The 25,992-nt window shown below is 56.7% G+C and carries 20 protein-coding genes and 1 tRNA gene; 6 read left to right on the forward strand and 15 right to left on the reverse strand.

Translation table 11 applies throughout. From position 1 onward, the window contains the following. Positions 1 to 37 precede the first annotated feature (37 nt). Together UR289_RS16710 and xni are read left to right on the forward strand one after the other, a co-directional pair. On the forward strand, positions 38 to 1,405 hold the full coding sequence (locus UR289_RS16710; RefSeq protein ID WP_033146431.1) for an L-serine ammonia-lyase: 1,368 nt from the start codon (positions 38 to 40) through the stop codon (positions 1,403 to 1,405). A 112-nt stretch (positions 1,406 to 1,517) separates the two neighbouring features. After that, on the forward strand, positions 1,518 to 2,273 hold the full coding sequence (gene xni / locus UR289_RS16715; RefSeq protein ID WP_021241892.1) for a flap endonuclease Xni: 756 nt from the start codon (positions 1,518 to 1,520) through the stop codon (positions 2,271 to 2,273). Between the two features lie 54 nt (positions 2,274 to 2,327). Here xni and rlmM read toward each other — a convergent pair whose 3' ends face one another. The 4 genes from rlmM to UR289_RS16735 all read right to left on the reverse strand — a co-directional run bounded on the left by rlmM (position 2,328) and on the right by UR289_RS16735 (position 5,350). Then, entirely contained in the window at positions 2,328 to 3,428 is a 1,101-nt protein-coding gene (rlmM, locus tag UR289_RS16720) for a 23S rRNA (cytidine(2498)-2'-O)-methyltransferase RlmM (RefSeq protein ID WP_320710992.1), read from the reverse strand. Next, positions 3,421 to 3,816: a DUF423 domain-containing protein gene (locus UR289_RS16725; RefSeq protein ID WP_023309031.1), complete on the reverse strand. Its 396-nt coding sequence runs from the start codon at positions 3,814 to 3,816 to the stop codon at positions 3,421 to 3,423. Before UR289_RS16725 ends, rlmM begins: the two co-directional genes overlap by 8 nt. 39 nt (positions 3,817 to 3,855) lie before the next feature. Further along, positions 3,856 to 4,773 (reverse strand): glycine cleavage system transcriptional regulator GcvA, encoded by a 918-nt coding sequence (gcvA, locus tag UR289_RS16730; RefSeq protein ID WP_023309032.1) that lies wholly within the window; start codon positions 4,771 to 4,773, stop codon positions 3,856 to 3,858. Between the two features lie 349 nt (positions 4,774 to 5,122). Further along, positions 5,123 to 5,350: a YgdI/YgdR family lipoprotein gene (locus tag UR289_RS16735; protein ID WP_008499648.1), complete on the reverse strand. Its 228-nt coding sequence runs from the start codon at positions 5,348 to 5,350 to the stop codon at positions 5,123 to 5,125. Positions 5,351 to 5,542: 192 nt separating this feature from the next. Between UR289_RS16735 and csdA the strand changes: the two genes are divergently transcribed. Then, entirely contained in the window at positions 5,543 to 6,748 is a 1,206-nt protein-coding gene (gene csdA / locus UR289_RS16740) for a cysteine desulfurase CsdA (RefSeq protein ID WP_167819061.1), read from the forward strand. Further along, a complete protein-coding gene (gene csdE, locus UR289_RS16745; protein WP_033146434.1) occupies positions 6,748 to 7,194 on the forward strand; it encodes a cysteine desulfurase sulfur acceptor subunit CsdE in 447 nt (148 codons plus the stop codon). Before csdA ends, csdE begins: the two co-directional genes overlap by 1 nt. Here the strand turns inward: csdE and tcdA are convergent. Then, positions 7,185 to 7,991, reverse strand: a complete 807-nt coding sequence (tcdA, locus tag UR289_RS16750) for a tRNA cyclic N6-threonylcarbamoyladenosine(37) synthase TcdA (protein ID WP_167819062.1) — start codon at positions 7,989 to 7,991, stop codon at positions 7,185 to 7,187. The two genes, csdE and tcdA, sit on opposite strands and share 10 nt — an antisense overlap. 75 nt (positions 7,992 to 8,066) lie before the next feature. Continuing rightward, positions 8,067 to 9,164 carry a murein transglycosylase A gene (gene mltA, locus UR289_RS16755; RefSeq protein ID WP_033146436.1) on the reverse strand — a complete coding sequence of 366 codons (1,098 nt, stop codon included), beginning with the start codon at positions 9,162 to 9,164 and terminating at the stop codon, positions 8,067 to 8,069. Positions 9,165 to 9,372: 208 nt separating this feature from the next. Here mltA and UR289_RS16760 point away from each other — a divergent pair. After that, a tRNA-Met gene (locus tag UR289_RS16760) sits at positions 9,373 to 9,449 on the forward strand. A gap of 87 nt (positions 9,450 to 9,536) precedes the next feature. Here the strand turns inward: UR289_RS16760 and amiC are convergent. Continuing rightward, positions 9,537 to 10,790, reverse strand: a complete 1,254-nt coding sequence (gene amiC, locus UR289_RS16765) for an N-acetylmuramoyl-L-alanine amidase AmiC (RefSeq protein ID WP_029740496.1) — start codon at positions 10,788 to 10,790, stop codon at positions 9,537 to 9,539. Between the two features lie 227 nt (positions 10,791 to 11,017). On the opposite strand from amiC, the gene argA reads away from it, so the two are divergent. Next, positions 11,018 to 12,349, forward strand: coding sequence for an amino-acid N-acetyltransferase (gene argA, locus UR289_RS16770; RefSeq protein ID WP_039263334.1), 1,332 nt, complete (start codon positions 11,018 to 11,020; stop codon positions 12,347 to 12,349). A 54-nt stretch (positions 12,350 to 12,403) separates the two neighbouring features. Here the strand turns inward: argA and recD are convergent, their stop codons facing one another. The 8 genes from recD to UR289_RS16810 all read right to left on the reverse strand — a co-directional run bounded on the left by recD (position 12,404) and on the right by UR289_RS16810 (position 25,876). Further along, positions 12,404 to 14,224: an exodeoxyribonuclease V subunit alpha gene (gene recD, locus UR289_RS16775; RefSeq protein ID WP_219940191.1), complete on the reverse strand. Its 1,821-nt coding sequence runs from the start codon at positions 14,222 to 14,224 to the stop codon at positions 12,404 to 12,406. Next, positions 14,221 to 17,763: an exodeoxyribonuclease V subunit beta gene (gene recB, locus UR289_RS16780; RefSeq protein ID WP_320710995.1), complete on the reverse strand. Its 3,543-nt coding sequence runs from the start codon at positions 17,761 to 17,763 to the stop codon at positions 14,221 to 14,223. The genes recD and recB overlap by 4 nt, the downstream gene beginning before the upstream one ends. Next, on the reverse strand, positions 17,760 to 20,627 hold the full coding sequence (gene ptrA / locus UR289_RS16785) for a pitrilysin (protein WP_320710997.1): 2,868 nt from the start codon (positions 20,625 to 20,627) through the stop codon (positions 17,760 to 17,762). Before ptrA ends, recB begins: the two co-directional genes overlap by 4 nt. A 140-nt stretch (positions 20,628 to 20,767) precedes the next feature. After that, complete coding sequence (gene recC, locus UR289_RS16790) at positions 20,768 to 24,142, reverse strand: exodeoxyribonuclease V subunit gamma (protein WP_320710999.1); 3,375 nt, start codon at positions 24,140 to 24,142, stop codon at positions 20,768 to 20,770. Positions 24,143 to 24,154: 12 nt separating this feature from the next. Further along, complete coding sequence (locus tag UR289_RS16795) at positions 24,155 to 24,478, reverse strand: prepilin-type N-terminal cleavage/methylation domain-containing protein (RefSeq protein WP_023309042.1); 324 nt, start codon at positions 24,476 to 24,478, stop codon at positions 24,155 to 24,157. Then, positions 24,463 to 24,864 carry a DUF2509 family protein gene (locus tag UR289_RS16800; RefSeq protein WP_232938775.1) on the reverse strand — a complete coding sequence of 134 codons (402 nt, stop codon included), beginning with the start codon at positions 24,862 to 24,864 and terminating at the stop codon, positions 24,463 to 24,465. The genes UR289_RS16795 and UR289_RS16800 overlap by 16 nt, the downstream gene beginning before the upstream one ends. Beyond that, positions 24,861 to 25,421 carry a prepilin peptidase-dependent protein gene (locus UR289_RS16805; RefSeq protein ID WP_048979865.1) on the reverse strand — a complete coding sequence of 187 codons (561 nt, stop codon included), beginning with the start codon at positions 25,419 to 25,421 and terminating at the stop codon, positions 24,861 to 24,863. Before UR289_RS16805 ends, UR289_RS16800 begins: the two co-directional genes overlap by 4 nt. After that, positions 25,412 to 25,876 carry a prepilin peptidase-dependent protein gene (locus UR289_RS16810; protein ID WP_167819078.1) on the reverse strand — a complete coding sequence of 155 codons (465 nt, stop codon included), beginning with the start codon at positions 25,874 to 25,876 and terminating at the stop codon, positions 25,412 to 25,414. Before UR289_RS16810 ends, UR289_RS16805 begins: the two co-directional genes overlap by 10 nt. Positions 25,877 to 25,992: the final 116 nt, after the last annotated feature.

Raw genomic sequence — 25,992 nt, forward strand, 5'->3', positions numbered from 1 at the left:
CACTCCTCCCTCTCTGACTGAAAGCAATGGACGCATCATGATTAGCGTATTCGATATCTTCAAAATCGGTATTGGTCCTTCCAGCTCTCACACCGTCGGACCAATGAAAGCCGGTAAGCAGTTCACGGATGACTTGATTGCACGCGGCATCTTGCATGACATTACCCGCGTGGTTGTCGATGTATACGGCTCGCTTTCCCTGACCGGGAAAGGCCACCATACCGACATCGCCATTATCATGGGCCTGGCGGGAAACCTGCCGGACACCGTTGATATTGATGCGATCCCTGGCTTCATCCAGGATGTGAACACCCACGGCCGCCTGCTGCTGGCGAACGGTGAGCATGAGGTTGAATTCCCGGTTGACCACTGCATGAATTTCCATGCGGACAACCTGTCGCTGCACGAAAACGGCATGCGCATTACCGCGCTGGCCGGCGACAAAGCGGTATACAGCCAGACGTATTACTCTATCGGCGGCGGTTTTATCGTCGACGAAGACCACTTTGGTCAAACCAATACCTCTTCTGTAGAAGTGCCGTATCCGTACAAAACGGCGGCGGATCTTCAGCGTCACTGCCAGGAGACGGGCCTTTCCCTCTCCGGCCTGATGATGAAAAACGAACTGGCACTTCACAGTAAAGAAGAGCTCGAACAGCACTTCACTAACGTCTGGGAAGTGATGCGCGGCGGTATTGAGCGCGGGATCACCACCGAGGGCGTTCTGCCGGGCAAGCTTCGCGTGCCGCGTCGCGCTGCTGCGCTGCGCCGTATGCTGGTGAGCACCGACAAAACGACAACGGACCCGATGGCCGTTGTAGACTGGATCAACATGTTCGCCCTGGCGGTAAACGAAGAGAACGCCGCTGGGGGCCGCGTGGTCACCGCGCCGACCAACGGCGCCTGCGGTATCGTTCCGGCGGTGCTGGCGTACTACGACAAGTTTATCCGTGAAGTGAACGCGAATTCGCTGGCGCGCTACCTGCTGGTCGCCAGTGCGATTGGTTCGCTGTATAAGATGAACGCGTCTATTTCCGGTGCGGAAGTGGGCTGTCAGGGTGAAGTCGGCGTGGCGTGCTCCATGGCGGCAGCGGGTCTGGCCGAACTGCTGGGTGCAAGCCCGACACAGGTGTGCATTGCTGCGGAAATCGGCATGGAACATAACCTTGGGCTGACCTGTGACCCGGTTGCCGGACAGGTACAGGTACCGTGCATCGAACGTAACGCGATTGCCTCCGTGAAGGCGGTGAACGCGGCACGTATGGCGCTGCGCCGCACCAGCGAACCGCGCGTCTGTCTCGATAAGGTTATCGAAACCATGTACGAAACCGGTAAAGATATGAACGCCAAATACCGCGAAACCTCTCGCGGCGGCCTGGCGATGAAGATCGTGACCTGCGATTAAGCCCCTCAGGAAGCCTCGTTTTGCGAGGCTTCTTCCTGTTTTCCCCACCATTCATAGTTTCACGCTGCTGACAGTGTTACCCTTCACGCATGAGATAGAAGGGAGATTATCTGTGGCCGTTCATTTACTTATCGTCGATGCTCTTAACCTGATCCGCCGTATCCATGCGGTACAGGGGACGCCTTGTAAAGACACCTGCCTGCACGCGCTGGAGCAGCTTATCCGCCACAGTGAGCCCACCCACGCGGTCGCGGTATTTGATGACGAAGCCCGCAACACGGGCTGGCGTCACCAGCGTCTGCCCGACTACAAAGCCGGACGCGCCCCGATGCCGGACGATCTTCACGCTGAATTGCCCATGCTGCGCGCTGCATTTGAACAGCGTGGCGTTCCATGCTGGGGTGCACAGGGAAATGAAGCCGACGATCTCGCGGCCACTCTGGCCGTAAAGGTGGCAAGCGCCGGGCATCAGGCCACTATCGTTTCAACTGACAAAGGCTACTGCCAGCTGCTCTCGCCGACTATCCGCATTCGCGACTATTTTCAAAAACGCTGGCTGGACGCGCCGTTTATTGCCAGCGAGTTCGGCGTCTCGCCTGAGCAACTGCCGGATTACTGGGGGCTGGCAGGCATCAGCAGCTCTAAGGTTCCGGGTGTCGCCGGTATTGGACCGAAGAGCGCCGCGCAGCTGCTGACGGATTTTCAGAGTCTGGAAGGGATTTACGCCCGTCTGGATGAGGTGCCAGAAAAGTGGCGCAAGAAGCTGGAGGCGCATAAAGAGATGGCGTTTATCTGCCGGGAAATCGCAACGCTACAGACGGATTTACAGCTGGACGGGAATTTACAGCAGTTGAGATTAGAGCGTTAACGCTTTTCTGTAGGCCCGGTAAGCGTAGCGCCACCGGGCAAAACAAAGCACGTACTATCGCTCGTCGCGACGTCCGCCGACCGCAGCCCACCAGCGACGAATATGCACCGTCACCTCTTCACGGTCGTGATACAGCTGACGCGCCTGGATCTCCACGTTAATACCGTGCTCGTCCATCTGCTCCTGAATGTAGGCCAGGTTCTGCGATACTTCCTCATAGCGCTTTTTCATCGGCAGCTTGAGGTTGAAAATGGTCTCACGACACCAGCCGTTCACCAGCCAGGAGGCCATCAGCGCGGCCACTTTTGCCGGCTTCTCAACCATATCGCACACCATCCACGAGATGTTGTTACGGTTCGGGCGATAGCGGAAACCGTCTTCACGCAGCCAGGTGACCTGCCCGGTGTCCATCAGGCTTTGCGCCATTGGGCCGTTATCAACGGACGATACCCACATATTGCGTTTCACCAGCTGATAGGTCCAGCCGCCCGGGCACGCGCCAAGGTCGACGGCGTACATGCCGTTTGCCAGACGTTCATCCCACTCATCCGCCGGGATAAAGACGTGGAACGCCTCTTCCAGCTTGAGCGTGGAACGGCTTGGCGCATCGGACGGGAAGCGCAAACGCGGAATGCCCATAAAGAAGGGAGAGTTGTTGGTGGTGTACGAATAGCCTGTATAGCAGCAGCCTGGTGCGATAAAGAAGATATGCACCACCGGACGCTTCGGCGTTTCGTAGTTCGTCAGCACGCCTGCATCACGCAGCGCCGCACGCAGCGGCACGGTGAACTTACGGCAGAACTTCATCAGCTCTTTACTTTCGTTGGTATCCGCCACTTCAACGCGCAGATCGCCGCCCTTCTCCACCACGCCCTGCAGCATGCCGACAATTGGCGTGATGCGGTCTTCAGGCGGAAGATCCTTCAGCAGCTCACCCGCGACAAACATCTGGCGAGCAAAGATCAGCGAGCTGAACGGCAGCTCGCGCGCCAGCTTGTCTGCGTCTTCAGGCTGATAGCACTCGAATACCACATAGCCCGCGTTTTCTTTTACGCGGGCAAAGCCGAAGACTTCGCGCTTCGCCGCTTTATCGGTAATTTCCGAGGCGCACTCTTTCTCAAACCCCGGGCGACAATATAAAACAACCTTATTCATGAACAACGCCCTTGCGTTTCAGACGGATAGCTCCGATAAACATTAATACCCAACCCGCCAGGAAGCTGAAGCCGCCGACAGGTGTAACGAACGCCCACAGGCGCAAATGTGAGAGCGCAAGGCAGTACAAGCTACCGCTGAACAACACGGTACCCAGCGCCATAAACACGCTGCTCCAGTAAAACCAGATACTGATACGACGCTGCATCGCCACCGCCAGCCCAAAAATAGCCAGCGTGTGGAACGCCTGATATTCAAGGCCGGTCTGGATCCAGCCCATCTCTACTGCGCCTAAAGACTTGCTTAATACATGTGCGCCAAAGGCGCCCAGTGCAACAAAAATAAAGCCACTCACCGCGGCAAAAATCAGCATGAATCGGCTGGTCATGTTTAAGTCCTGAGTTGATGCGTGCCCGGCACACAAACGTTATTGCTCATACCTGAAGCGGAATTTTTCTTGCTCGGTTGCCGCTTTCGCCAGTATCCACTGCCGGAAGGCGGCTATTTTACCCAGTTCTGCCTGACTGTCATGACAAACCAGATAAAACGCATTCTTGCTGACCAGTACATCATTAAAAGGGCAAACCAGGCGGCCTGCCTCAATTTCGGACTGCGCCATGACGTTGTTCGCCAACGCCACGCCCTGCCCGTGAATGGCAGCCTGTAACACCATCGCACTGTGGCTAAAAATGGGTCCCTGCTGCACGTTAATATGTGTAAGACCTAATTGACGGGTATAAGTTTGCCAGTCGCGGCGAGAGGCATCATGCAAAAGCGTATGCTGAGCCAGGTCAGCGGGTGACTTCAGCGCCTTCTCACCTGTTAACAGCAGGGGAGAACAGACCGGCAGGAGATATTCTGCGTATAATTTTTCAACGCGCAAGCCCGGCCAGTTACCGCGACCATAAAAAATGGCGACATCTACGTCATCGGCCAGCTTGTCCTCCTGACGATCTACCGCCTGGATTCGAACGTCGATCCCCGGATAAGCTGAGTTAAAGCTTGAGAGTCTGGGCACCAGCCAATGAATGGCAAAACTGGGCAATAAACTGACGGTCAGAGCACCTTTTGCACTGCGAGCCTGCAGCTTACGCGTGGCTTCCGTGAGCTGGGAAAAAATCTCTTTAATATCCTGAAAATAGCTCTGCCCCTCTTCGGTCAACAGCAACGAACGGTTGCGTCGACGAAACAGCTTAAGGCCCAGAAAATCCTCCAGAGACTTGATTTGGTGACTTACTGCGGCCTGTGTCACAAAAAGCTCATCTGCTGCGCGGGTAAAGCTCAGATGACGTGCTGCTGCATCAAAAACTCGTAATGCATTAAGAGGTGGCAATCGCTTTGACATGGTTATCTGGCTTAGATGTTAACGGGATTTAACAAACAGGAAACAACGTTTAACCTATTAGTTTTTTTTATCTGAGCCATTATAATTTGTCCGTTGAGGAACTACCAGCAAATACCTATAGTGGCGGCACTTCCTGAGCCGGAACGAAGAGCTTTTTTCGGAATGCGTGTTCTGAAGGGCTTTTGGCTTACGGTTGTGATGTTGTGTTGTTGTGTTTGCAATTGGTCTGCGATTCAGACCACGGTAGCAACGCTACCAATTTTTCACTTCCTGTACATTTACCCTGTCTGTCCATAGTGATTAATGTAGCACCGCCAATTTGCGGTGCTTTTTTTTCGCCTGCGATCTGTTAATGCTCGATCTCTTTCATCTCTTTAACGTCCGTGCGGTTGATCTGCTGCTTGTTCCCGTTAGCATCTTTGTACGAAATCATCCCGGTATCATTATCGGTAGTCGGTTTCCCTTCCGAAACGATAGAACGACCATCGTTGGTGTGCATCACGTAGTTATTACCGGAACAGGCGCTCAGGGCAAAAGTAAACGCACAGGCAGAAATGATTGCAGCTGTCTTATTCATGATTATTCTCCTTTAGCAATTAATGCTATTCAAACCTCGATTTATAACAGGCTAAAACATCCGCCTAACAGTATTTAGCATAACCTGCTTTTTTGAGGCCGTAAGGATAAGCAGACAATTCTGATAGATATCAACCTCCTTGCCCTGCCGCTGAAATTGCGCGACGATCGCTATATTGAAATGAGGAATCCCATGAACGCTTTCAGTCCTGCGCAGTTCCGCGCACAGTTTCCGGCCCTGGCCGATGCCGGTATTTACCTGGATAGCGCCGCCACCGCCCTTAAGCCACAGGCGGTGATTGAGGCCACGCAGCAGTTCTACAGCCTGAGCGCCGGGAACGTGCATCGCAGCCAGTTTGCCGAAGCGCAGCGATTAACCGCGCGCTATGAAGCCGCACGCGATCAGGTCGCACGCCTGATCAATGCCGAAAGCGGGAAAAACATCGTCTGGACGCGCGGCACGACCGAAGCCATCAATATGGTGGCCCAGTGCTACGCGCGCCCGCTGCTTCAGCCGGGCGATGAGATCGTCGTCAGCGAGGCGGAACATCACGCCAACCTGGTGCCATGGCTGATGGTGGCAGAGCAAACGGGTGCACGCGTGGTGAAGCTTCCACTGGGTGCAGACCTTCTTCCCGACGTTGCCCGTCTGCCAGAGCTGATTACCCCCCGCAGCCGCATTCTGGCGCTCGGACAGATGTCGAACGTCACGGGTGGTTGCCCGGACCTGGCTCAGGCTATTCGCATAGCCCATGCCAGCGGGATGGTGGTGATGGTCGACGGCGCTCAGGGCGTGGTGCATTTCCCCGCTGATGTGCAGGCGCTTGATATCGATTTCTATGCCTTCTCAGGACATAAGCTCTACGGGCCAACCGGTATTGGGGCGTTGTACGGCAAGCCAGAACTGCTGGCAAAAATGACGCCGTGGCTCGGTGGCGGCAAAATGATCACCGAAGTGTCGTTCGATGGCTTCAAAACTCAGGATGTTCCCTATCGCCTGGAGGCCGGTACGCCGAACGTGGCGGGGGTGATTGGCTTAAGCGCAGCGCTGGAGTGGCTGGCAGAAACAGACATCGTTCAGGCAGAAAGCTGGAGCCGGGGGCTGGCGACGCTGGCAGAGGAAGAGCTCAAAAAGCGCCCGGGCTTCCGCTCGTTCCGCGTTCAGGATTCAAGCCTGATGGCCTTTGATTTCGCGGGCGTTCACCATAGCGACATGGTGACGCTGCTGGCCGGGTACGGCATTGCCCTGCGTGCCGGACAGCACTGCGCCCAGCCGCTGCTGGCGGCGCTTGGCGTTAACGGTACGCTGCGCGCCTCGTTTGCGCCGTACAATACCCAAAGCGATGTCGACGCGCTGGTTGCCGCCGTTGACCGCGCCCTTGAAATACTGGTGGATTAATGACTAGCGCTGCTTTAGCCGGACATCCGTTTGGCACGGTCATCACAGAAGAGACCTTAAAACAGACCTTCGCCCCGCTCCAGCAGTGGGAAGATAAATATCGACAGCTGATCCTGCTGGGTAAACAGCTCCCGGCCCTTTCAGACGATCTTAAAGCACAGGCGAAAGAGATTGCAGGCTGTGAAAACCGCGTCTGGCTGGGCGTGAGCGTCTCCGGCGGGAAGCTGCACTTCTTCGGCGACAGCGAAGGCCGCATCGTCCGGGGCCTGCTGGCCGTATTGCTGACCGCTGTGGAAGGGAAAAGCGCGGCGGAATTGCTGGCACATTCGCCGCTGGCGTTATTTGATGAGCTGGGGCTGCGCGCGCAGCTCAGCGCCTCGCGCGGTCAGGGGTTGATCGCGCTCAGCGACGCGGTACTGGATGCCGCACGTCAGGCTCAGGCCTGACGTTCCGCCTTCGCCAGCATTTTCTTGAGGGCGTGAGACACCGCCACAAAGCCGAAGGAGGCGGTCACCATGGTGGCCGCACCAAAACCTGAGGCGCAATCCATTCGTTTTGGCCCTTCCGCCGTGCTTTTCATCGCGCAGACTGAGCCATCCGCCTGCGGGTAGACCAGCGCTTCGGTCGAGAACACGCAGTCGACGCCGAGCTTGCCTTTGCTGTTCTTCACCACGTTAAAATCGCTCTTCAGCCGCTCACGCAGCTTGGCCGCCAGCGGATCCTGGATCGTTTTCGCCAGGTCGGTCACCTGGATCTGCGTCGGATCGATTTGCCCGCCCGCACCGCCCGTCGTGACCAGCGGCACCTTGTACCGACGGCAGTAAGCGATCAACGCCGCTTTTGGCCGCACGCTGTCGATGGCGTCAATCACATAGCTGTAGCCTTTGCTCATGTACTCCGCGACGTTATCTGCCGTCACAAAATCATCAATCACCGTGACCCGACATTCCGGGTTGATCAAACGGATACGCTCCGCCATGACCTCAGACTTCGCCAGTCCGACGTTATCGCGCAGGGCGTGGATTTGACGGTTGGTGTTGGTGACGCAAACGTCATCCATGTCAATCAGCGTGATTGCGCCAATACCGGTTCTCGCCAGCGCTTCTGCCGCCCACGACCCCACACCACCAATGCCCACGACGCAGACGTGCGCATCCGCAAACAGCTGCAGGGCTTTTTCACCATATAAACGTGCCGTACCGCCAAAACGCTGGCGCCAGGCGTCGCTGATTACCACAGACATAAAACCTCAAATGTAAAAAGGGTGAGGTTTTCCTCACCCTGAACAGTAATCCGTATTGCGCTCAGAATACCACAATCAGCCGCTGAATACGTTTCCAGCTCCCGGAGCTGCCTTCAGTACCCACACGCGTCCGTAGTGGTTATACCAGCCCGCGCGATGGCCTGCGTCAGGGCCAATACCCTGATAGATGTCGAAGTGCTGGCCTTTAATTGCCCCGCCAACGTCCAGCGCCACCATCAGACGCAGCTCATACTGACCGTTGAACTTGCCGTTATTGTCCAGCAGAGGAACCTCAGCCAGCAGCGTGGTGCCTGCAGGAATAATCGAACGATCCGATGCTACCGACGCGCGGCCAATCAGGGGAACTGCACTCGCCCCTTTCACCGGCGCGAAGTTTTGCGGTTTGAAGAAGACGAACGACGGGTTCTGCTCCAGCAGCTCGCGCACCTCGGCTTCGCTGTGTTTCTCGCCCCACTCGCGGATCGCCTGCATCGACATATCTTCTTTCTTCACTTCACCGCGGTCGATCAGCACCTTACCGATACTGCGATAGGCGTGACCGTTTTTACCGGAATAGCTGAAGAAGTTGAGCGGCGACCCGTCGCCAAAATCAATGTAGCCGCTGCCCTGAACGTCCATGATGAAGTTATCCATCAGGGAGTTGCTGTAGGCCAGAACGTAATTTTCGCTCAGCGCACCGGCGTAGATCTCAGCGCGAGACGGCAGACGACCGCGTTTTGGTGGCATACGGTAGATAGGATACTGGAACTCGCCCTGACGCGAGTGTCGTGCCTGGATAACCGGGGTGTAGTAACCGGTAAACTGGACGTTGCCGTAGTTATCGGCCCCTTCCATCTGCCAGGCGTCGATACCAAACTGGCGCATGTTGCGCGTATCGCCGCCTGCTTTAAGCCAGTCCTGGACCGCGTTATACACGCTACTCTGGGCGCCATACAGACGCGGCGACGCGTTGCGGATCTGGTAGACCTGCTCGGAGAAATCACCGGCATTAATCGGTGCGCCGACGGCATCAGGCTGATTAACTAAAGAGAAAGGCTGGGATAACTTCCCGTCTTTATACTGTTGACCGCGATCGGTCGGTTTGGAAGAACAGGCCGCAAGAATCGCTACCATTGCGCCCGCCATCAGATACTTCGCCCAACGTCCTTTCATTATATCTCGTCTTTAAGTTGCCCATTTCCGCGTGATGAAGATAACAAACCGCCAGGGCTAATGAAATGCGATCGCATGCCCTTTGGCAAATTTTGCGCAAAAAATAGTCCGAACAGAGCCATGTCGTTCAATTTGCATACAAAATCATGATTTATGTGAAAAAGGGGTTGCATCACAAACCTATCCGAGTATAGTGCGCATCCACGGACGCGGGGTGGAGCAGCCTGGTAGCTCGTCGGGCTCATAACCCGAAGGTCGTCGGTTCAAATCCGGCCCCCGCAACCAACACTTCTAAAACAATAAACACCCTCAAGGGTGTTTTTTTGTATCTGTCGTTTGTGAATTTGCCGGGCGTTTACCCGGCTGAAAGCGTTATCCGCGTCGCGCCAGCGTCGCCCCGTCAGAGAAATACGCCCGTATCCCCGCCAGAATCGACTCCGCAACCTCCTGCTGGAATTTTGCCGTCTTGAGCTTGCGCTCCTCTTCAACGTTACTGATAAACGCGGTTTCGACCAGGATGGACGGGATATCCGGTGCCTTGAGTACCGCAAACCCGGCCTGTTCAACGCTGTTTTTATGCAGCTTATTGATGTTCCCCAGCTTGCCCAGCACCGCTTTACCAAACTTCAGGCTGTCGTTAATGGTCAGCGACTGCACCATATCGAACATAGTGTGGTCGACGTAGCGGTCGCCGCTTTTGCTCACGCCACCAATCAGGTCAGAGGCGTTCTGGCTGTCTGCCAGGAATCTTGCTGCGGTACTGGTCGCGCCTTTGGTTGAGAGCGCGAACACCGACGAGCCGCTTGGCTGGCGGCTGGTAAAGGCATCCGCATGGATCGACACGAACAAATCGGCGCGCTGCTTCTGCGCTTTCGCCACGCGGACCTTCAGCGGAATAAAGATATCTTCATTGCGCGTCATATAGGCGCGCATATTGCCTTCTTTATCAATCAATGCCTTCAGGCGGCGGGCAATTTGCAGCACCACGTCTTTTTCACGCGTGCGGTATTTCCCCACGGCGCCGGAGTCTTCGCCGCCGTGGCCGGGATCGAGCATGATCACAATCGGACGATCCCGGCCTGCTTTTCCGGGCTGCGGGCCACTTTGCGCAGGCGGCACCTGACGCTGCAAGTCGCCCTTGTTGTAATCCTCCAGCAGCGCAAGCAGCGGATCCTGAATGTCCGTCGCATTGGCCGGGTAGAGATCCATCACCAGACGCTCTTTAAAGGTCGCGACGGGCGCCAGGGCGAACAGCTGCGGCTTAACGTTCTGTTTAAGCTCAAACACCATGCGCACGGTTTGCGGATCAAACTGCCCGACGCGAGCCGATTTAATAAACGGATCGTCGCCGCGGATCTGCGCCGCCATCCCTTTCAGCACGGAGTTGAGGTTAACGCCTTCGAGATCCACCACCACGCGTTCCGGGTTGCTGAGGGCAAATTGCTTATATTTCAGCACGCGATTGGATTCAACCGTCACGCGCGTATAGGTCGACGACGGCCAGACGCGCACCGCTACCACCTGACTCGTGGCGGCAAGACCGACCTGACTGACGCTAAGCAACCACATTGCCCCGGCCCCTTTTAACAAACGGCGGCGGCTTATTGCTGAATTGGATCCCGACATGCTTCTCCCGAGCAAGAACACTGACTGATATACAAAATGTCCAAATTGACCGAAAACTTTAACGAATGACGCATAAACTGTCATCTATAAAAGGGTAAACAATCATACGCTAACGCACGGATTACTTACCAATTTCTGTGGGTCGCGGAAAATTTGCGCTTGCACACGCGGCCACAATCGAATAAAAATACAGAAATTACGAATAAACATTCATTAAGGGTTGTGCCATGGTGAAGGAACGTAGAACCGAACTGGTCCAGGGATTCCGCCATTCTGTTCCCTATATCAACGCCCATCGGGGAAAAACGTTTGTCATCATGCTTGGCGGCGAAGCCATTGAGCATGAAAATTTTTCCAGCATCGTCAATGATATTGGCCTGCTGCACAGCCTCGGGATCCGCCTGGTCGTGGTGTATGGCGCGCGTCCGCAGATCGACGCCAACCTGGCCGCTCACCACCACGAGCCGATTTACCATAAACATACCCGCGTCACCGATGCCAAAACCCTGGAGCTGGTGAAACAGGCGGCGGGTCTGCTGCAGCTGGATATTACCGCGCGTCTCTCCATGAGCCTGAACAATACGCCGCTGCAGGGCGCGCATATCAACGTCGTGAGCGGCAACTTTATCATTGCCCAGCCGCTCGGCGTGGACGATGGCGTGGATTACTGCCACAGCGGCCGTATCCGTCGTATTGATGAAGAAGCTATTCACCGCCAGCTGGACAGCGGTGCCATCGTGCTGATGGGCCCGGTCGCCGTTTCCGTGACCGGCGAAAGCTTTAACCTGACGTCCGAAGAGATCGCCACGCAGCTGGCGATCAAGCTGAAGGCGGAAAAAATGATTGGGTTCTGCTCCTCCCAGGGCGTCGTGGACGGTGAAGGAACAATCGTACCGGAACTCTTCCCGAATGAAGCCCAGGCCCGCGTGGAAGCGCTGGAAGCCGAAGGCGATTACCACTCCGGCACCGTCCGCTTCCTGCGTGGCGCCGTGAAGGCCTGCCGCAGCGGCGTGCGCCGCAGCCACCTGATTAGCTATCAGGAAGACGGGGCCCTGCTGCAGGAACTGTTCTCCCGCGACGGTATTGGTACGCAGATTGTGATGGAGAGTGCGGAGCAGATCCGCCGCGCCACCATCAATGACATCGGCGGCATTCTGGAGCTGATCCGCCCGCTGGAACAGCAGGGCATTCTGGTACGTCGCTCACGCGAACAGCTGGAGATGGAGATCGACAAATTCACCATTATTCAGCGCGATAACCTGACCATTGCCTGCGCCGCGCTCTATCCGTTCCCGGAAGAGAAGATCGGTGAAATGGCCTGCGTGGCGGTGCATCCTGATTACCGTAGCTCTTCACGCGGCGAAATGCTGCTTGAACGCGTGGCGGCACAGGCGCGCCAGATGGGGCTGAGCAAGCTGTTTGTCCTGACGACGCGCAGCATTCACTGGTTCCAGGAGCGCGGATTCACGCCGGTGGATATCGATTCTCTGCCGGAAACGAAGAAAGAGATGTACAACTATCAGCGTCGTTCAAAGGTGCTGATGGCTGACCTGGGATAATACAACGCTTGCCGGGACGCGCTGCGCGTACCCGGCTTATAGGTCTTGCCCGGTTCAGAGGGACTCAAATATCGCGCCCAGCCCGCTTCGGCGTTCCGTTCGGGTGGCGATCGCCTGCACCAGCACCCGCTCATCGGTATAGAGCGAAAGACGCTGACGCGCGCGCGTAATGGCGGTATAGATCAGCTCGCGGGTAACGACGGGTGAAAGCTGCGTGGGCAGGATCAGCGCCGCATGGTTAAACTCGGAGCCCTGGGATTTATGCACCGTCATCGCCCAGGCGGTTTCATGCTCGGGCAAACGACTGGGCTGGAAGGACTTCACGCTCCCGTCCGGCATCTGGAACCAGACGCGCAGGCCCTGACCACAATCGAGCGCAATCCCGATATCCCCGTTAAACAATCCCAGCGCGCTGTCGTTGCGGGAGATCATCACCGGTCGCCCTTCATACCAGCGCGAGTGCTGGGTACGGTTAATTTTGCGTTTTTGCGCCAGCAGCTGTTCCAGCCTGTCGTTCAGACCCCGGACGCCAAAGGGGCCTTCCCTCAGCGCACAGAGCAGCTGGTATTCGCCAAACGCGGCAATGACCTGCTCCGGCGTACTTTGCTGTTGTACGCCCGTCAGAAAGTGCTGATACCCCTGCAGGGCGTCGTCCAGCATCGCCTGATACTCTTCCCCACTTTGCAGCGATTTTTTCTCAATATCCGTAAAGGTACCGTCAAATACCGCTGTGGTGGTGCGCCGGTCGCCCCGGTTCACCGCCGCCGCAAGCTGGCCGATGCCGGAGTCGCTGCCGAAACGGTAGCTTTTTTGCAGCAGACACAGGCTGTCGCGCAGCGCCCCTGCAAGCGAATGGTTTTCAGACGTGAGCGAACATCCGGTGAGACGGGCCAGCTCCTGCGCGCGTTCCGCGGTATATCCCAGGCTGGCATAGGTGCAGATATCCCCCAATACGGCTCCCGCCTCTACGGAGGCAAGCTGATCGCGATCGCCGAGGAAAATGACGCGCGCGTGCGGCGGTAGCGCATCGATCAAACGCGACATCATCGTCAGGTCAATCATCGACGCTTCATCCACGACCAGCACGTCAAGATGCAGTGGGTTACCGGCATGATAGCGCAGACGCTGGCTACCCGGCTGTGCGCCAAGCAAACGGTGCAGCGTGCTCGCCTCATTGGGGAAAAGCGCAAGCTGCTCCCCGGTTAGCGGCAGTTTTTGCAGCGCGCCGCCTAACGACTCCGTCAGACGTGCCGCCGCTTTACCGGTGGGGGCGGCCAGGCGAATACGGCACTTTTTCTCACCCGATAGCTGAATCAGCGCGGCAAGCAGTTTCGCCACAGTGGTCGTTTTCCCGGTGCCCGGGCCGCCAGAAATCACCGAGATCCGTCGCGTTAAGGCCACGGCTGCCGCCACTTTTTGCCAGTCTGTCGCGTCGTCAGAGGTAAACAGCGTATCCAGCGTTTGCCGGAGCTGCGCTTCATCGCAGGGAAGCGGGGCGTTGGTCTCGCTGAAGAAGCGCGCTACCGTCAGTTCGTTACGCCACAGCCGGTTAAGATACAAACGCTCGCCGACAAGGATCATCGGCGTCCCGGTATCGGCTCCGCTTACGGCAGGCGAGCCGAGTAATATCTCCTGCCAGTCCACTTCGTCACCCAGCTGCGCGAAACACGCCTGTAAAGCCGGAGGCATTTTCTCATCCACAGCCAGACGCGACAGCGGCAGACATACGTGGCCTTCCCCCGCGTCTTTACTCAGAATGGCCGCGGCCAGCATGACGGCAGGCTCCTCGCCTGCCACCATCATGGCGAACTGCACATCCAGGTGACGCAGTAACCGTTGTTCAACCGCGTCCAGCAGTAGCGCCTGCATCGTCATGCTACCTCCTCCGTGCTTGCAGCAAACAGGTTATCCATTTTTTCAATCAGTTCCGCAGCCGGACGCGTGCAAAAGACGCCGGAACGCGGGTCGTTAGCATCCACTCCGCGCAGGAACAGGTAAATGACGCCGCCAAAATGATCTTCGTAGCGGTAATCGGCCATGCGATGGCGCAGGTAACGGTGCAGCGCAAGGGTGTAAAGCTGGTACTGCAGATCGTAGCGATGCATTTGCATTGCCGATGCCATCGCGTCCTGGGTGTAGGCTTCGCTGCTTTCACCCAGCCAGTTCGATTTGTAATCCAGCAGGTAGTAGCGCCCTTCGTGGCGGAAAACCAGGTCGATAAAGCCTTTGAGCATCCCCTGCACCTGGCGGAAGTTCAGCGGCGGGCACCCGGCGGATAACGGATCGTACTCGCGGATCAGCGCATCAAGCGCCTCGGCCCTGAGCGGGCTGGCGATGGGGAGATAAAACTCCATCTCCACCTGCTTATCTTTGGCAGTCAACTGGTTCAGCGAGATCCCCTGCGTCGTGAGCGGCGCGTGCAGTACCGCGCGGATCCAGTCGGTGAGAACCGGCTGCCACTGCGCGTCGTAGCCGCCACTCTGTAACATTTTCAGCACCCACTCTTCGGAAACCGGCTGGGTAAAATCCAGCTCTTCAAACAGGCTGTGCAAAAACGTGCCCGGCGAGGCGCCGCGCGGGAACTGGTGCGGCGTGAGCACCGGCTCAGCGGGTACGCTACCGGCTCCTGCGGCGTCCACGTCCAGTTTTGGCATCAGATCCTGCGCAATACTCTGCCCGTGCTGCTGTAAACCGGAGTAGCTGGTGACGCGCCAGTCGTCGGCAATGGTACGTACAACCTGGCGGGCATGGAGCGCTGACTCACGCAGCTCCGGCATCTGCCAGCGGCTGTTGTCGGGCTGCGACGGAATATGCAGGGCAACATGCTCCGTGCAAAGCGATTCGATGCACTGGCGCAGGCCCGCCGCGTCTTTGGGTTCGCCGTGCTGAATAAGCCGCCCCAGCGCGCTCAGATGAAAATCACTCTCCCCGCTCTTTTCGCCACGGCGACGGAACAGAGGCGCAACGCCCAGGCTGCAGTGCCAGACCGAACGGGTCAGCGCCACGTAAAGCAGGCGCAGGTCTTCCGCCAGACGCTCGGCTTCGGCCAGCTCAACGCTGGACTCCGCGTTGCTGAGATCGAGCACCGCCTCAAAAGACTCGCGATCGTGGTAAAAGGCCTGATCCTGCACGCGATAATTGGCGATAAACGGCAGCCAGACCAGCGGATATTCCAGGCCTTTCGACTTGTGAATGGTGACGATCTGCACCAGATGTTTATCACTCTCTAGTCGCATCTGCTGGCTGGACGAATTACTGTTCGGATCGGCAATCTGCTGCGCCAGCCAGCGTACCAGAGCGTGTTCGCTCTCCAGCTGCGTACCGGCTTCCTGCAGCAGTTCGCTGATATGTAAAATATCGGTCAAACGGCGCTCGCCGCCTGCTGTCGCCAGCATATTCTCCGCAATGTGGCGCTGCGCCATGAGCTCGCGCACCATCGCCATGACTCCACGCTTCTGCCATTTTTCGCGGTAGCGAACAAACTCTTCTACGACAGAATCCCACGCGGCTTCGTCATTGTTCAGCGCATCAATATCCCGCGCGTTCAGCCCGAGCATCGCGCTCGCTAATGCGCTACGCAGCGTGCTTTCCCGCTCCGGAGCCAGCACGGCCTGCAGCAGCCATAGCATCTCCTGCGCTTCCAGCGTTTCAAAGACGCTATCGCGGTTCGAGAGATAGACGGAGGGAATATTCAGTAACGTCAGAGCGTCGCGGATGAGCGCGGCCTCCTGACGGCTGCGCACCAGCACCGTGATATCGGATGCCTTTACCGGGGTTGGTTTATCCCCCTTCCACAGCAGCGCTTTACCGTGCGCGCCCGCACTGAGCCAGTCGCGGATTTGTGCGGCACTGTGCTGGGCCATGGCATTTTGATAGTCGGCAACGCCGCAGCCTTCCCCGTCCAGTAGCCAGAAGTTCATGGCAGGCTGCGTCTCGCCGTTGAACTCGAAGCGCAACGAGGCATTTTTCTCGGCGAACTTTACCGGCTGAAACGGGATCTCCCGGAACATAAACGCCGTATCCATGCGGCTGAAGAGCGCGTTGACGCTTTCCACCATGCCGGGAGAGGAGCGCCAGTTAGTATCAAGCGTGTAGTGCGCGTCAACTTCGCTACGGGCTTTCATGTAGGTGAAAATATCCGCACCGCGGAAGGCATAAATGGCCTGTTTCGGATCGCCGATTAACAACAGAGCGGTGCCGGGCTGCTGGCGCCAGATACGGCGGAAAATGCGGTATTGCTGAGGGTCGGTATCCTGAAATTCGTCAATCATCGCCACCGGGAACCGTGTGCGGATCGCGGCGGCAAGCGCTTCGCCATTTTCACTGCACAGCGCCGCATCGAGGCGGCTCAGCATATCGTCAAACCCCAGTTCACCCCGGCGGCGTTTCTCACGCGCGACGGCGTCGCGAATTTCCGTCATGGCGCGGGTAATCATCAGATCGTTGAGCGTTAAGGGCTCAGCCAGCAGGGTTTCAATCGCCACAAACAGAGGATGCTCAGGCACAATGCCGTCGGCTTTGGTCCGCTCAGCCAGGAAACGTTGGGAGAATTTCTCCAGCGCATCCGGGAGCTGGTAGCCTCGCGTCTCTTCCTGCGCCCAGGCGCTGATCTTGTCGATCCATTTCCCCTGATTGCCGCGGTTAAACTTGCGTCGATCAATCCCGGAATTTTCGATGATTGCGTCAATCTCGCCAACGGACTCAATCCATTTTTGCTTGATATCGGCAATTCTCGCGATGATTTTTTCATGGCGTGAGGCCAGGGTTTCATCCGCAGGCGGCGGGGATTTGATGACCGGCGCTTCACCCTGCAGATAACGATCGATAGCGCGCAGCAGCGCCTCCGGGCCCTTCCACAACGCATGTACCGCTTCGGCAATATCGCGCTGTAACGGGTAGCAGTGGCGACGCCAGAAATCCGCGCAGGCCTGATAGCGAAGCACGGATTCATCTTCAATGAGCTGCTGTTCAAACAGCATTCCGGATTCAAACGCATTCAGGCTCAGCATACGCTGGCAAAAACCGTGAATGGTGAAGACGGACGCTTCATCCATCTGCCGTTCAGCGAGGAGCAGCCACTGGGCTGCCTGTTGCTTATCGGCAATCTCTTCCAGAAGGCTCGCGTAGAGAGGGTTATCCGTGCTCTGACGCAGACAGGCGATGCGCAGCTCGTGGATATTGCTGCGAATACGGCCCCGCAGCTCAGCGGTGGCAGCCTCGGTGAAGGTCACCACCAGCAGCTCCTCCACACTCAAAGGGCGTGGAAAAGCGGCGTTGCCGCCAAGCCCCAGCAGCAGACGCAGGTACAGAGCGGCAATGGTGAAGGTTTTTCCCGTTCCCGCTGAGGCTTCAATCAATCGTTCACCCTGCAGAGGTAAACGTAAGGGATCAAGGGACTCAGCGGTATCGGTCATTCTTTCTTACTCCAGGGCATCGATTGCTGCAGCGCGCTGACGCTCTTCCAGACTTTCCAGCCTTTCGGGTTCACGTACTCCGTTTTCCCGTTCTGGCTACCGGAAACCTGAGACAGGATGGTGATTCCCTGCGGCTTAATGACCGCCTGATGGAAGAAGTCGGCAACCTTCTGCGGCGTCAGCTGTTTTATCTCGGCCACTACTTTATCACGCGAATCAAATTTCAGATTACCGCGATCGAAATCTTTGCTCAGCTGCGAGGCTTCTTCACCCAGCGTCTGCGGCGGCTGCATCACCTGTGCGATGACGGCCTGCTGGATTTGCGCAAACTCTTCCGGCTTCATGGCGCGCAGTTTTGCTTCCACCTGTGGGAAGAAGGCCTGGTAACGCTTCCAGAGATACGCCGGCTGTTTATCGCTGCTTTGCAGCAGGAAACCCAGCCCCCACTGTCGGCCTACGTTCATGGAGAAGGCAAACACCGCGTAGCCAAGCTGCTCCTCTGTGCGTAACTGGTTATAAAACCACGGCTGAATAATTTGCCCCAGTACGGCACTCTGCGCCGAGCTGGCGAATTCATCATAGCCCGTTGGCACAAATACCGCGGCCAGCGCGGAATCCGTGCTGTTACCCGCCTTTTCAAAAATCACATTCTGTTTTTTCTCAACCAGCACGTCCTGGTTGCGGCACCACTCGTCGCCTTTCGAACCGAGCTGAGTGCGTACATTCTCTGCCAGGGTTTTGGCCTGATCCTCACTCATGTTGCCGACGATCAGGAACTCCGGACGCGTGTTGGTTTTCAGCGCATCACGGTAAGCCAGCACGTCTTTTAAGGTGATCGAAGGCAACAGCGCGCGGCGATCCTCTCGCTGGAAATAAGGAACTTGCGACAGCATTTGCGCCGGCATAAGCGCCATATCGTAAGCTTTGCCCTTCTCCGCAGAATCCATCATCTGCGCATACCACGATTTAGCCTGTTCAAGCTGCTCTTCCGTCGGCGTATAGCTGAAATAGCCCTCCAGCAGTGCCTGGAACAGCTGAGGCAAACGCTGGGTATAGCCGTTTGCATTGAGCATCAAACCGTTGTTGGCGTTGGTGGAGAAGCTGATCCCGCCCACGGCCGCCTGGTTGCTGAGCTGATCGAGCGCAATCCCGGCGAGATAGTCATTGAGCGCGAACATCACCTGATTTTTGGCGCTGTTCATCGCTTTCGGGTTACGCAGCACCACGCTGACATCGGCCTTTGGCTCGCTTGCGAAGTAGCGGCTGGGGGTGTAAACCACGCGCAGCGTCGGTTCATCAACGATGAGCGCCGGGTGCGGGTAATCTTTAGTCGTTTTGGTCAGCGAGAAGTCATCCGGAATATAGGGGTTCAGCTCCGGCAGCTTCAACGCAATCTCCCCGGCCTTCTTCTGCCAGTCGGCGAAGGTCTGCGCGCTGATTTTGTCCACCTGATAAGGAGCATCGACAAAATACGCCGTCTTGTTATGCGGTTCGTTCGGGCTGATGTACCAGATGCGGGCATTCTCCGGCGTCATCATCGCCAGGCGGGCTTTTACCGCATCGGCATCATAGCGGTCGGCAATATTGACCGCATCGAGGGTGTGTTCCACCGGCACGCGGATCATGGTATCCGCCAGCCACTCAACGTAATCCATATCGCGGGTAATGGACGGGTAACGGAAATCGAGATCCAGCACGTGGGCGAGCTCATCAAAGTAGCGCTTATTGACGCCTTTCTCACGCAGTAAAGAGAGGTAGCTGAAGATCGCCGCCACCACTTCGTCACGGTTTGCCAGGCCCTTGTCGGTCAGGGTGGCGGAGATCGCCAGCACGCCGCTATTGCCGTTCACAACCGGATCGGAGTCGGCGCGAATACCTTCCACCAGCCCCTGTTTTTGCAGCCAGTCAGAAAGCGTACCCGGGCTACGGTTACCTATCAGATAGGTCACCAGCTCATCGGTTTTACTGCGAAACTGTGCGGTGTTGTTATCGATGCGGAATTCCACGCGCAGCACTTTGCGCGGCAGCGCAGGCACGTAGTGGATCACGATGCCCTTTTGCGCATCCGTGACCACCGGTACGTCTATCTGCGGCAGGTCGATATTTTTATTCGGCACCCGGCCAAACGTTTTAGCCGCCATGCCTGCCAGTTCTGGCAACGGTTTATTGCTGTAGATGACCGCTTTCATCAGGTTGGCGGAGTAGTATTTATCGCGAAACGCGTGCAGGGCATCAAGCACCGGGCTGTTCGGTTTGTCACTTAACGTCTCAAGGTTACCGCCGGAGAAGCGCGAACCCGGGTGCGCAGGGTTGATGGTTTCGGCGCTGACCTGGGCCATGCGCATACCGTCTCGCGTGCGGGCAAGGGTCAACTCAGCATTGACGGCATTGCGTTCACGGTCGGCATATTTTTTATCCAGCAGGGGGGCGGCGATGGAATCAGCAAGGCGATCGACCGCGCCTTCCAGCGCATCATTTTCGACTTCAAGATAAAAGGCCGTGCGGTACGGTGCCGTACTGGCATTGTGGCTGCCGCCATGCATTTTCAAAAATTCGGACAGGCTATCCGGCTGCGGGTATTTTTTTGACCCCATCAGCGTCATATGTTCCAGATAGTGTGCAAGCCCAGGATGCGCGTCAGGATCTTCCAGCGATCCAACCGGCACCACTAATGCCGAGAGGGACTTCACCGCCTGCGGATCGGAAACCAGCAGTACGGTCATGCCGTTATCAAGACGAATAGCCTGATATTGACGGGTATCTTTTTCGCTTTTACGAATAGTTTCCTGAACGGGTTGCCAACCGGAGTCTGCCTGAGTGACAGGTACCCAGAGGGCGAAAAACAAAACAAACGCTTTAAACAAGGTGCTACCTCTTTATCACGGCTACATCATTAACACATTGCGTGCTGGACACGCCAACATCTCTTTATTGGGTACATCAGTCCGTGATAAGAAGTGCATCATAAATGAACACCCCATACTGCGCAATTTTTATACAGCGCTCAGGACTGATTAAATTTAAACAACGGCAGCAGGTAGCGCTGCGCCTCTTCCGTGATGGCCTCAAAGTACTCTGGCTCAAGCGTTCGCCATAAGCGCTGATACCAGACATCTTCACCTTCGCCCCGCACCATCATGTTACCTTCGTAGGCCTGCATAAATTTACTGCGCGCTTTCTGCAGTGACGCCTCATCCGTTAACATCGCATCATTCTGTGCGTCATAACAGGCTTTTATCCAGGCCCCGCCACTTTCCGGCAGTACCAGGAGCGGTTTGTTCATTCCCTGACGGTAGCCCTCAATGTACAACGACAGATACCGTAACGCCTGCTCAGACTCCATCGGCGGGAAGCGCCATTCACCCTCTTTGCGCACGAAAATCCGACTTTCACCTTTATGACCATCCGCACTGTAGACAAGATGTTCCAGCCAGAGTTGCAAACCCTGTGAAACGCTCAGCATAGAAGGCCGCCAGCGCAGCAGCCCGTCCGGCTGAACCTGGGTTAACCAGCCCGTAAGCTGTACACCATTGCAGTTGAGATCGATTTCAATGCTTTTCCCTGGCTGTCGGCACTCTCTTACGCGCTCTGCCAGGGCGGTCATCTCCTGACACTGCGCCTCCCACACAATTTCTCCGAACGCCCCATAGGGCAACTGTCCTGCAGCACGGTAGCGGCGGTAAAGTTTGTCCGCATCTTCCTCGTCAACCAGCGCATTCAACAGCTGCAGGTTTAACTGGTAGCGCTCCAGCCCTTCCAGCGTAAAAGGCTCTGCATCAGGAATTTCACTCTCTTCAGAACGGAAGTTGACCTGCAATCGCTGCTGGAAGAAGGCGCGCACCGGATGCGCCCAAAACCGCTGAAGCTGTTCGAAGGTCAGGGTGTCGACAGGGCGCGGGTCAAGCTCCTGAATGAAATCGGTATGCGCACTCCCCTCCTTTTTCGCCGCCGGCAGCCACTCCTGCGCATAGCTCTGGCGCTCGCTGGGCGTGTAGTTCACCGGGTCAAACGGCATGCGGCTGTGGAAACAGGTGATATGGGCTTTCACCCTCTTCTCGCTTTCATCGCAGTTGCGATCTTCATCCCCCGGCAGATAGTGACTCTGGCCGATATAGTCCACCAGCTCCTGCACCAGTACGGAGGGAAAACGCTCGCTGTTGTCCTGAATGGAACGGCCGATATAGCTGATATAGAGCTTACTCTGGGCGGAAATGAGCGCCTCAAGGAAGAGGTAGCGGTCATCATCGCGGCGGCTACGGTCACCCCGCTTGGGATCTGCGCTCATCAAATCGAACCCCAGCGGCGCCAGTGCGCGCGGATAAACGCCGTCGTTCATGCCAAGCAGACAGACCACTTTAAACGGGATAGAACGCATTGGCATCAGGGTGCAGATATTGATGGGGCCTGCCAGGAAACGCTGGCTGATTCGCTCCTGATCGAGCCGCTGCGTCAGCTCATCCCTCAACAGCGACAGCGGGATGGCCTCCTGATAGTGGGAATTCACGCCTTCATCGACGATCGCCTGCCACTGCGTTTCAATCAGTGCCATTGCCGCTTCGGTGTCACTGTCTGGCAGGAAGAAATCATTAAGCAATGCCCTGCAAACCGGAAGCCACGCTTCAAGCGGACGCGGCTGCATCAGCTCGTGTCGCCAGCGGTTGAGCTGCATCAGGAGTGACGCTAAATGCCCCACCAGTTCAGCAATTAACCCGCTGGACTCATCGTAAGGCAGCACCTCATTCCACTCGCCCTGGCTGCTCTCCATGGCGTAGCCCAGCAGCATACGCGTCAGGCCAAAACGCCACGTGTGCTGCCCGGTTGGAGGAAGTTCGAACTCCTGAACGTTATCGTCATCGATCCCCCAGCGTACGCCAGATTCATTCACCCACTGGCGAAGGTAGCGCAGCCCCTCTTCATTGATGTTGAAGCGTGCAGCCAGCACGGGAACATCCAGTAACGCCAGGACATCTTCGGAGATAAAGCGGCTATCCGGCAGTGAAAGCAGAGTGATAAAGGCCTGCAATGCCGGATGCGACTGACGGGCACGACGGTCAGAGATAGCGTAAGGCAGATATCGCTCGCCCGTCGCACTGCCAAAAACGGCCTGAATGAAGGGACTGTAGCTGTCGATATCCGCCACCATCACCACGATATCGCGCGGGGTGAGTTCGGGATCGTCCTGCAGCATCGCCAGCAACTGGTCGTGAAGCACTTCGACCTCACGCTGAGGGCTATGGCAAACATGGATCGTGACGCTGCGATCGTCAGCATCCAGCTTACGCTTGCTGTCGCTGCGTTCGAATTCTTTCGCCGTCACGCCCATCACGGCACGGTTTTCCAGATCGAGGATATCCAGCTGAATATGATGCAGCAGGCTATCCGGGGCAATATCGACAAAGGCATCCACATCGCCTTCGCCTGATGAAGTGATGTCTGAAAGCATGTGAATGTAGTCACGCCCCAGCTTCCCCCACGAGGCAAGCAGTGGATTGGGCAGGTTCTGGATACCGTCTTCATCAAAAAGCTGCCCGGCAGTCGAGCCGTCTTTAAACAGCGGGACGGAACGTTCTTCAAAAAGGCGCTTTCGTTGGCGAGTCACCAGCCGCGCAAGCCAACGTTCGTCGAGGATATCCCCCCAATACTGTCGGCAAGGGTTGGTGAACAAAATATGAATATCAATATGTTTACCCAGCGCGTTCAACGCCTTCAGATAAACAGGCGGTAATGCGGATATCCCGCAGATAAAAACGCGTGACGGCAGTCGGGCCGGGCGCTCCGACGCATTCTCGAGTATGGAGATAAACCGATCGTACAGGTTGGCACGGTGCCACTTAGGCTGCCCAAGTTTCTCCGTATGCTCTACCAGCGCTTTCCACAGCGGTGCCTGCCATATTTGCGCCTCCGGTAGCCCTTCAACCAACTCGCCCGCTTCCCAACGAATTAACCAGTCAGAACGGTAAACAAGGTATTGATCGTAGAGATCGGCGGTGCGCGACGCCAGTTGGAACAGCTTGCGCTTATCGGTATCGTCATTGAGGTAGTGGCGCAGCATGGCGAATTCATCGTGCTGCAGCATTTCCGGCAGCAGCGCCATGAGCTTCCAGCTCATGCCTTGTTTATTGAAGGCGCTCTGCTCCGGGATGTCCGGCAACACGCGCACAAACATCTCCCAGATAAAACTCGCGGGCAGCGGGAAATCAATATTTGCGGCTATGCCAAATTTACGGGAAAGCGACATTTGCAGCCACTGTGCCATACCGGTGCTCTGCACCAGCACCATTTCAGGCTCAAAAGGATCGTCAAGCCGCTCGCGCTCAACGATAAATTCCATCAGCGCTTCCAGCACATCCAGACGATTTGAGTGGTAGACCCTTAACATAGACGCTCCCGACTACTGGCTAACCGGGCAATGCAGGCGCGTTATCTCACCGCGCCGCCCCAGAGGAGAAATAAGTGTGACCGTGATGCTGACACATCCTGCGTGCGTTGTCTGCCCCCGACTGGCCTGCCAGCCAGCCGGGAGAACATTTGTTGAGAGCTGAGACTGATTCCAGGCATGATGCCAGAGCTGTCGATACTGGTTAAACAGGGTAAACCGAGCCGCCAGCGCCCGATGATAACCGGACAAAGCCGTCACGACGATCACCAGCAGCATCATCGCCAGCAGTACCTCAACCATGCTAAACCCTTTTTCTCTGTTCACGGCAGCTGGCATAACGCGCTCTCCTTAAGGGGACAAAAATCACTCCAGCCGTGAGGCGAAAAGCGAACGTTCCCGTCGACAATCTCTCCTGCGCGCCAGAGCAGCAGGTCGCTGTCTCCGGCAATCAGCAGCACACGCGCACCACTCAGCGGGCGCAAACACGCTCGCAACGCAGGAGTCTTCTTGCACTGAACCTGTGGCTCTGACGACCAGCTCTGAACCCGTCCCCACTCAAGCGCGGACTGCACCGTCGCCTGCTGCTGAAGCGAACGGCTCTCACCGCCGACGAGCGCGCTAAACGTTGTGAGCTGCTGATTGAGACCGGTGAGGATCAGGGTACCGAGCACCAGTAAAAGCAGAACCATCGCCAGCGAAGACATGCCGCGTTGACGATTCACAGGTTGTACCCCGTGACCGTATACAACGCCTGCCAGGGCTCCCCCTTCTCGCCTTTACGAATCGCCGCCAGTTCGATATTCACCTCTGGCGCAAAACCGGCATGTTCCACTGTCCTCACCACAAAATGCGCGATAGTAAGCCTGTCCGGGTCCGTGAGCTTTTCCCATCCTTTTCCTTCACATGAGGTCGCTCCACGCTGGGTTTCAAGCGCACCAGACTCCAGTCGAAAACCGGTGCTGTCATTTTCTGATGCGCTGTTATCCCAGCTGCCGTTACTGTTGGCATCCCACCGCACAATGACGCAACTTCCTTGCCTGGCTGTCACCAGCGCCTGTCCCTGACAGTTTCCCGCGCAGTACCCCGCACGCTGGAGCTGTTTGCCCAGGGCGAACAGGTGGTGCCAGACCTCTTCCTCCAGTTGTCTCTGGCCAGACTGCGCTAAGACCGCCCGCTGCAAGCCGGGTAAAAAACGCGATGCGCTTATCAGCAGGAGGCTGCTAATCGCCGTTGCAATCAGAACTTCAGTCAGTGAGAAACCTCGCTGCTTCATCGACATGAACCTCCCGCAGAGACCTTACACATCCTGATGCGTCCTCCATTTGAGACAATAATCAGCCATTCTCCTGCACGACTTTGAACGCGTATCCGCCCTGCCCATGCCGTATCCTTTAATCCATAGAACGCGAGCGACGGCGTTACCTCGCCGATCGCGACCTCAGGCCAGAGTGGTATCAGCACAAAGGGATTGCCCTTTTCACAGCCTTGTGCGGCAGAGCTCAGCAGACAATCCATGCCTCCCACCCGCTGATGGATAATTTGATGGTCGCGGTTGTAGCGGTTGGCATGATTGCGCAGAAACAGCAGGTAATCTCGTACCTGACTGGCGGTTTGCCACAGCCGCTGCTGCCGCTGCCAGCTGTCCCAGCCGTAAAGACCTGAGGCGCTGAGGATAACGACAAGCGAAATCGCGACCAGCGTTTCGATAAGCGTAAAACCGTTCTCTTTTTTCATATCGGGAGTGTGGCGAAGCGCGGTGAACATGACGAGCGACGGATCCTCGTTTTACGAGGCGTTATCCGGAGAATCAGGAGTGTTGCAGCGCGTTGCACGCTTTCTGGATAGCGCTT

Source organism: Enterobacter sp. 302C9, from assembly GCF_034106085.1.
GTDB lineage: Bacteria > Pseudomonadota > Gammaproteobacteria > Enterobacterales > Enterobacteriaceae > Enterobacter > Enterobacter asburiae_B.

What these genes read in the sequence shown, in the direction of transcription:
- mltA (WP_033146436.1), bottom strand. Translation starts at nt 9,164, where the DNA reads ATGAAAGGACGTTGGGCGAAGTATCTGATGGCGGGCGCAATGGTAGCG.
- amiC (WP_029740496.1), bottom strand. Translation starts at nt 10,790, where the DNA reads ATGTCGGGATCCAATTCAGCAATAAGCCGCCGCCGTTTGTTAAAAGGG.
- UR289_RS16805 (WP_048979865.1), bottom strand. Translation starts at nt 25,421, where the DNA reads ATGTCGATGAAGCAGCGAGGTTTCTCACTGACTGAAGTTCTGATTGCA.
- recC (WP_320710999.1), bottom strand. Translation starts at nt 24,142, where the DNA reads ATGTTAAGGGTCTACCACTCAAATCGTCTGGATGTGCTGGAAGCGCTG.
- UR289_RS16735 (WP_008499648.1), bottom strand. Translation starts at nt 5,350, where the DNA reads ATGAATAAGACAGCTGCAATCATTTCTGCCTGTGCGTTTACTTTTGCC.
- argA (WP_039263334.1), top strand. Translation starts at nt 11,018, where the DNA reads ATGGTGAAGGAACGTAGAACCGAACTGGTCCAGGGATTCCGCCATTCT.
- tcdA (WP_167819062.1), bottom strand. Translation starts at nt 7,991, where the DNA reads ATGTCTGTGGTAATCAGCGACGCCTGGCGCCAGCGTTTTGGCGGTACG.
- csdA (WP_167819061.1), top strand. Translation starts at nt 5,543, where the DNA reads ATGAACGCTTTCAGTCCTGCGCAGTTCCGCGCACAGTTTCCGGCCCTG.
- rlmM (WP_320710992.1), bottom strand. Translation starts at nt 3,428, where the DNA reads ATGAATAAGGTTGTTTTATATTGTCGCCCGGGGTTTGAGAAAGAGTGC.
- recD (WP_219940191.1), bottom strand. Translation starts at nt 14,224, where the DNA reads ATGACGATGCAGGCGCTACTGCTGGACGCGGTTGAACAACGGTTACTG.
- UR289_RS16795 (WP_023309042.1), bottom strand. Translation starts at nt 24,478, where the DNA reads ATGCCAGCTGCCGTGAACAGAGAAAAAGGGTTTAGCATGGTTGAGGTA.
- UR289_RS16725 (WP_023309031.1), bottom strand. Translation starts at nt 3,816, where the DNA reads ATGACCAGCCGATTCATGCTGATTTTTGCCGCGGTGAGTGGCTTTATT.
- UR289_RS16810 (WP_167819078.1), bottom strand. Translation starts at nt 25,876, where the DNA reads ATGAAAAAAGAGAACGGTTTTACGCTTATCGAAACGCTGGTCGCGATT.
- recB (WP_320710995.1), bottom strand. Translation starts at nt 17,763, where the DNA reads ATGACCGATACCGCTGAGTCCCTTGATCCCTTACGTTTACCTCTGCAG.
- gcvA (WP_023309032.1), bottom strand. Translation starts at nt 4,773, where the DNA reads ATGTCAAAGCGATTGCCACCTCTTAATGCATTACGAGTTTTTGATGCA.
- csdE (WP_033146434.1), top strand. Translation starts at nt 6,748, where the DNA reads ATGACTAGCGCTGCTTTAGCCGGACATCCGTTTGGCACGGTCATCACA.
- UR289_RS16710 (WP_033146431.1), top strand. Translation starts at nt 38, where the DNA reads ATGATTAGCGTATTCGATATCTTCAAAATCGGTATTGGTCCTTCCAGC.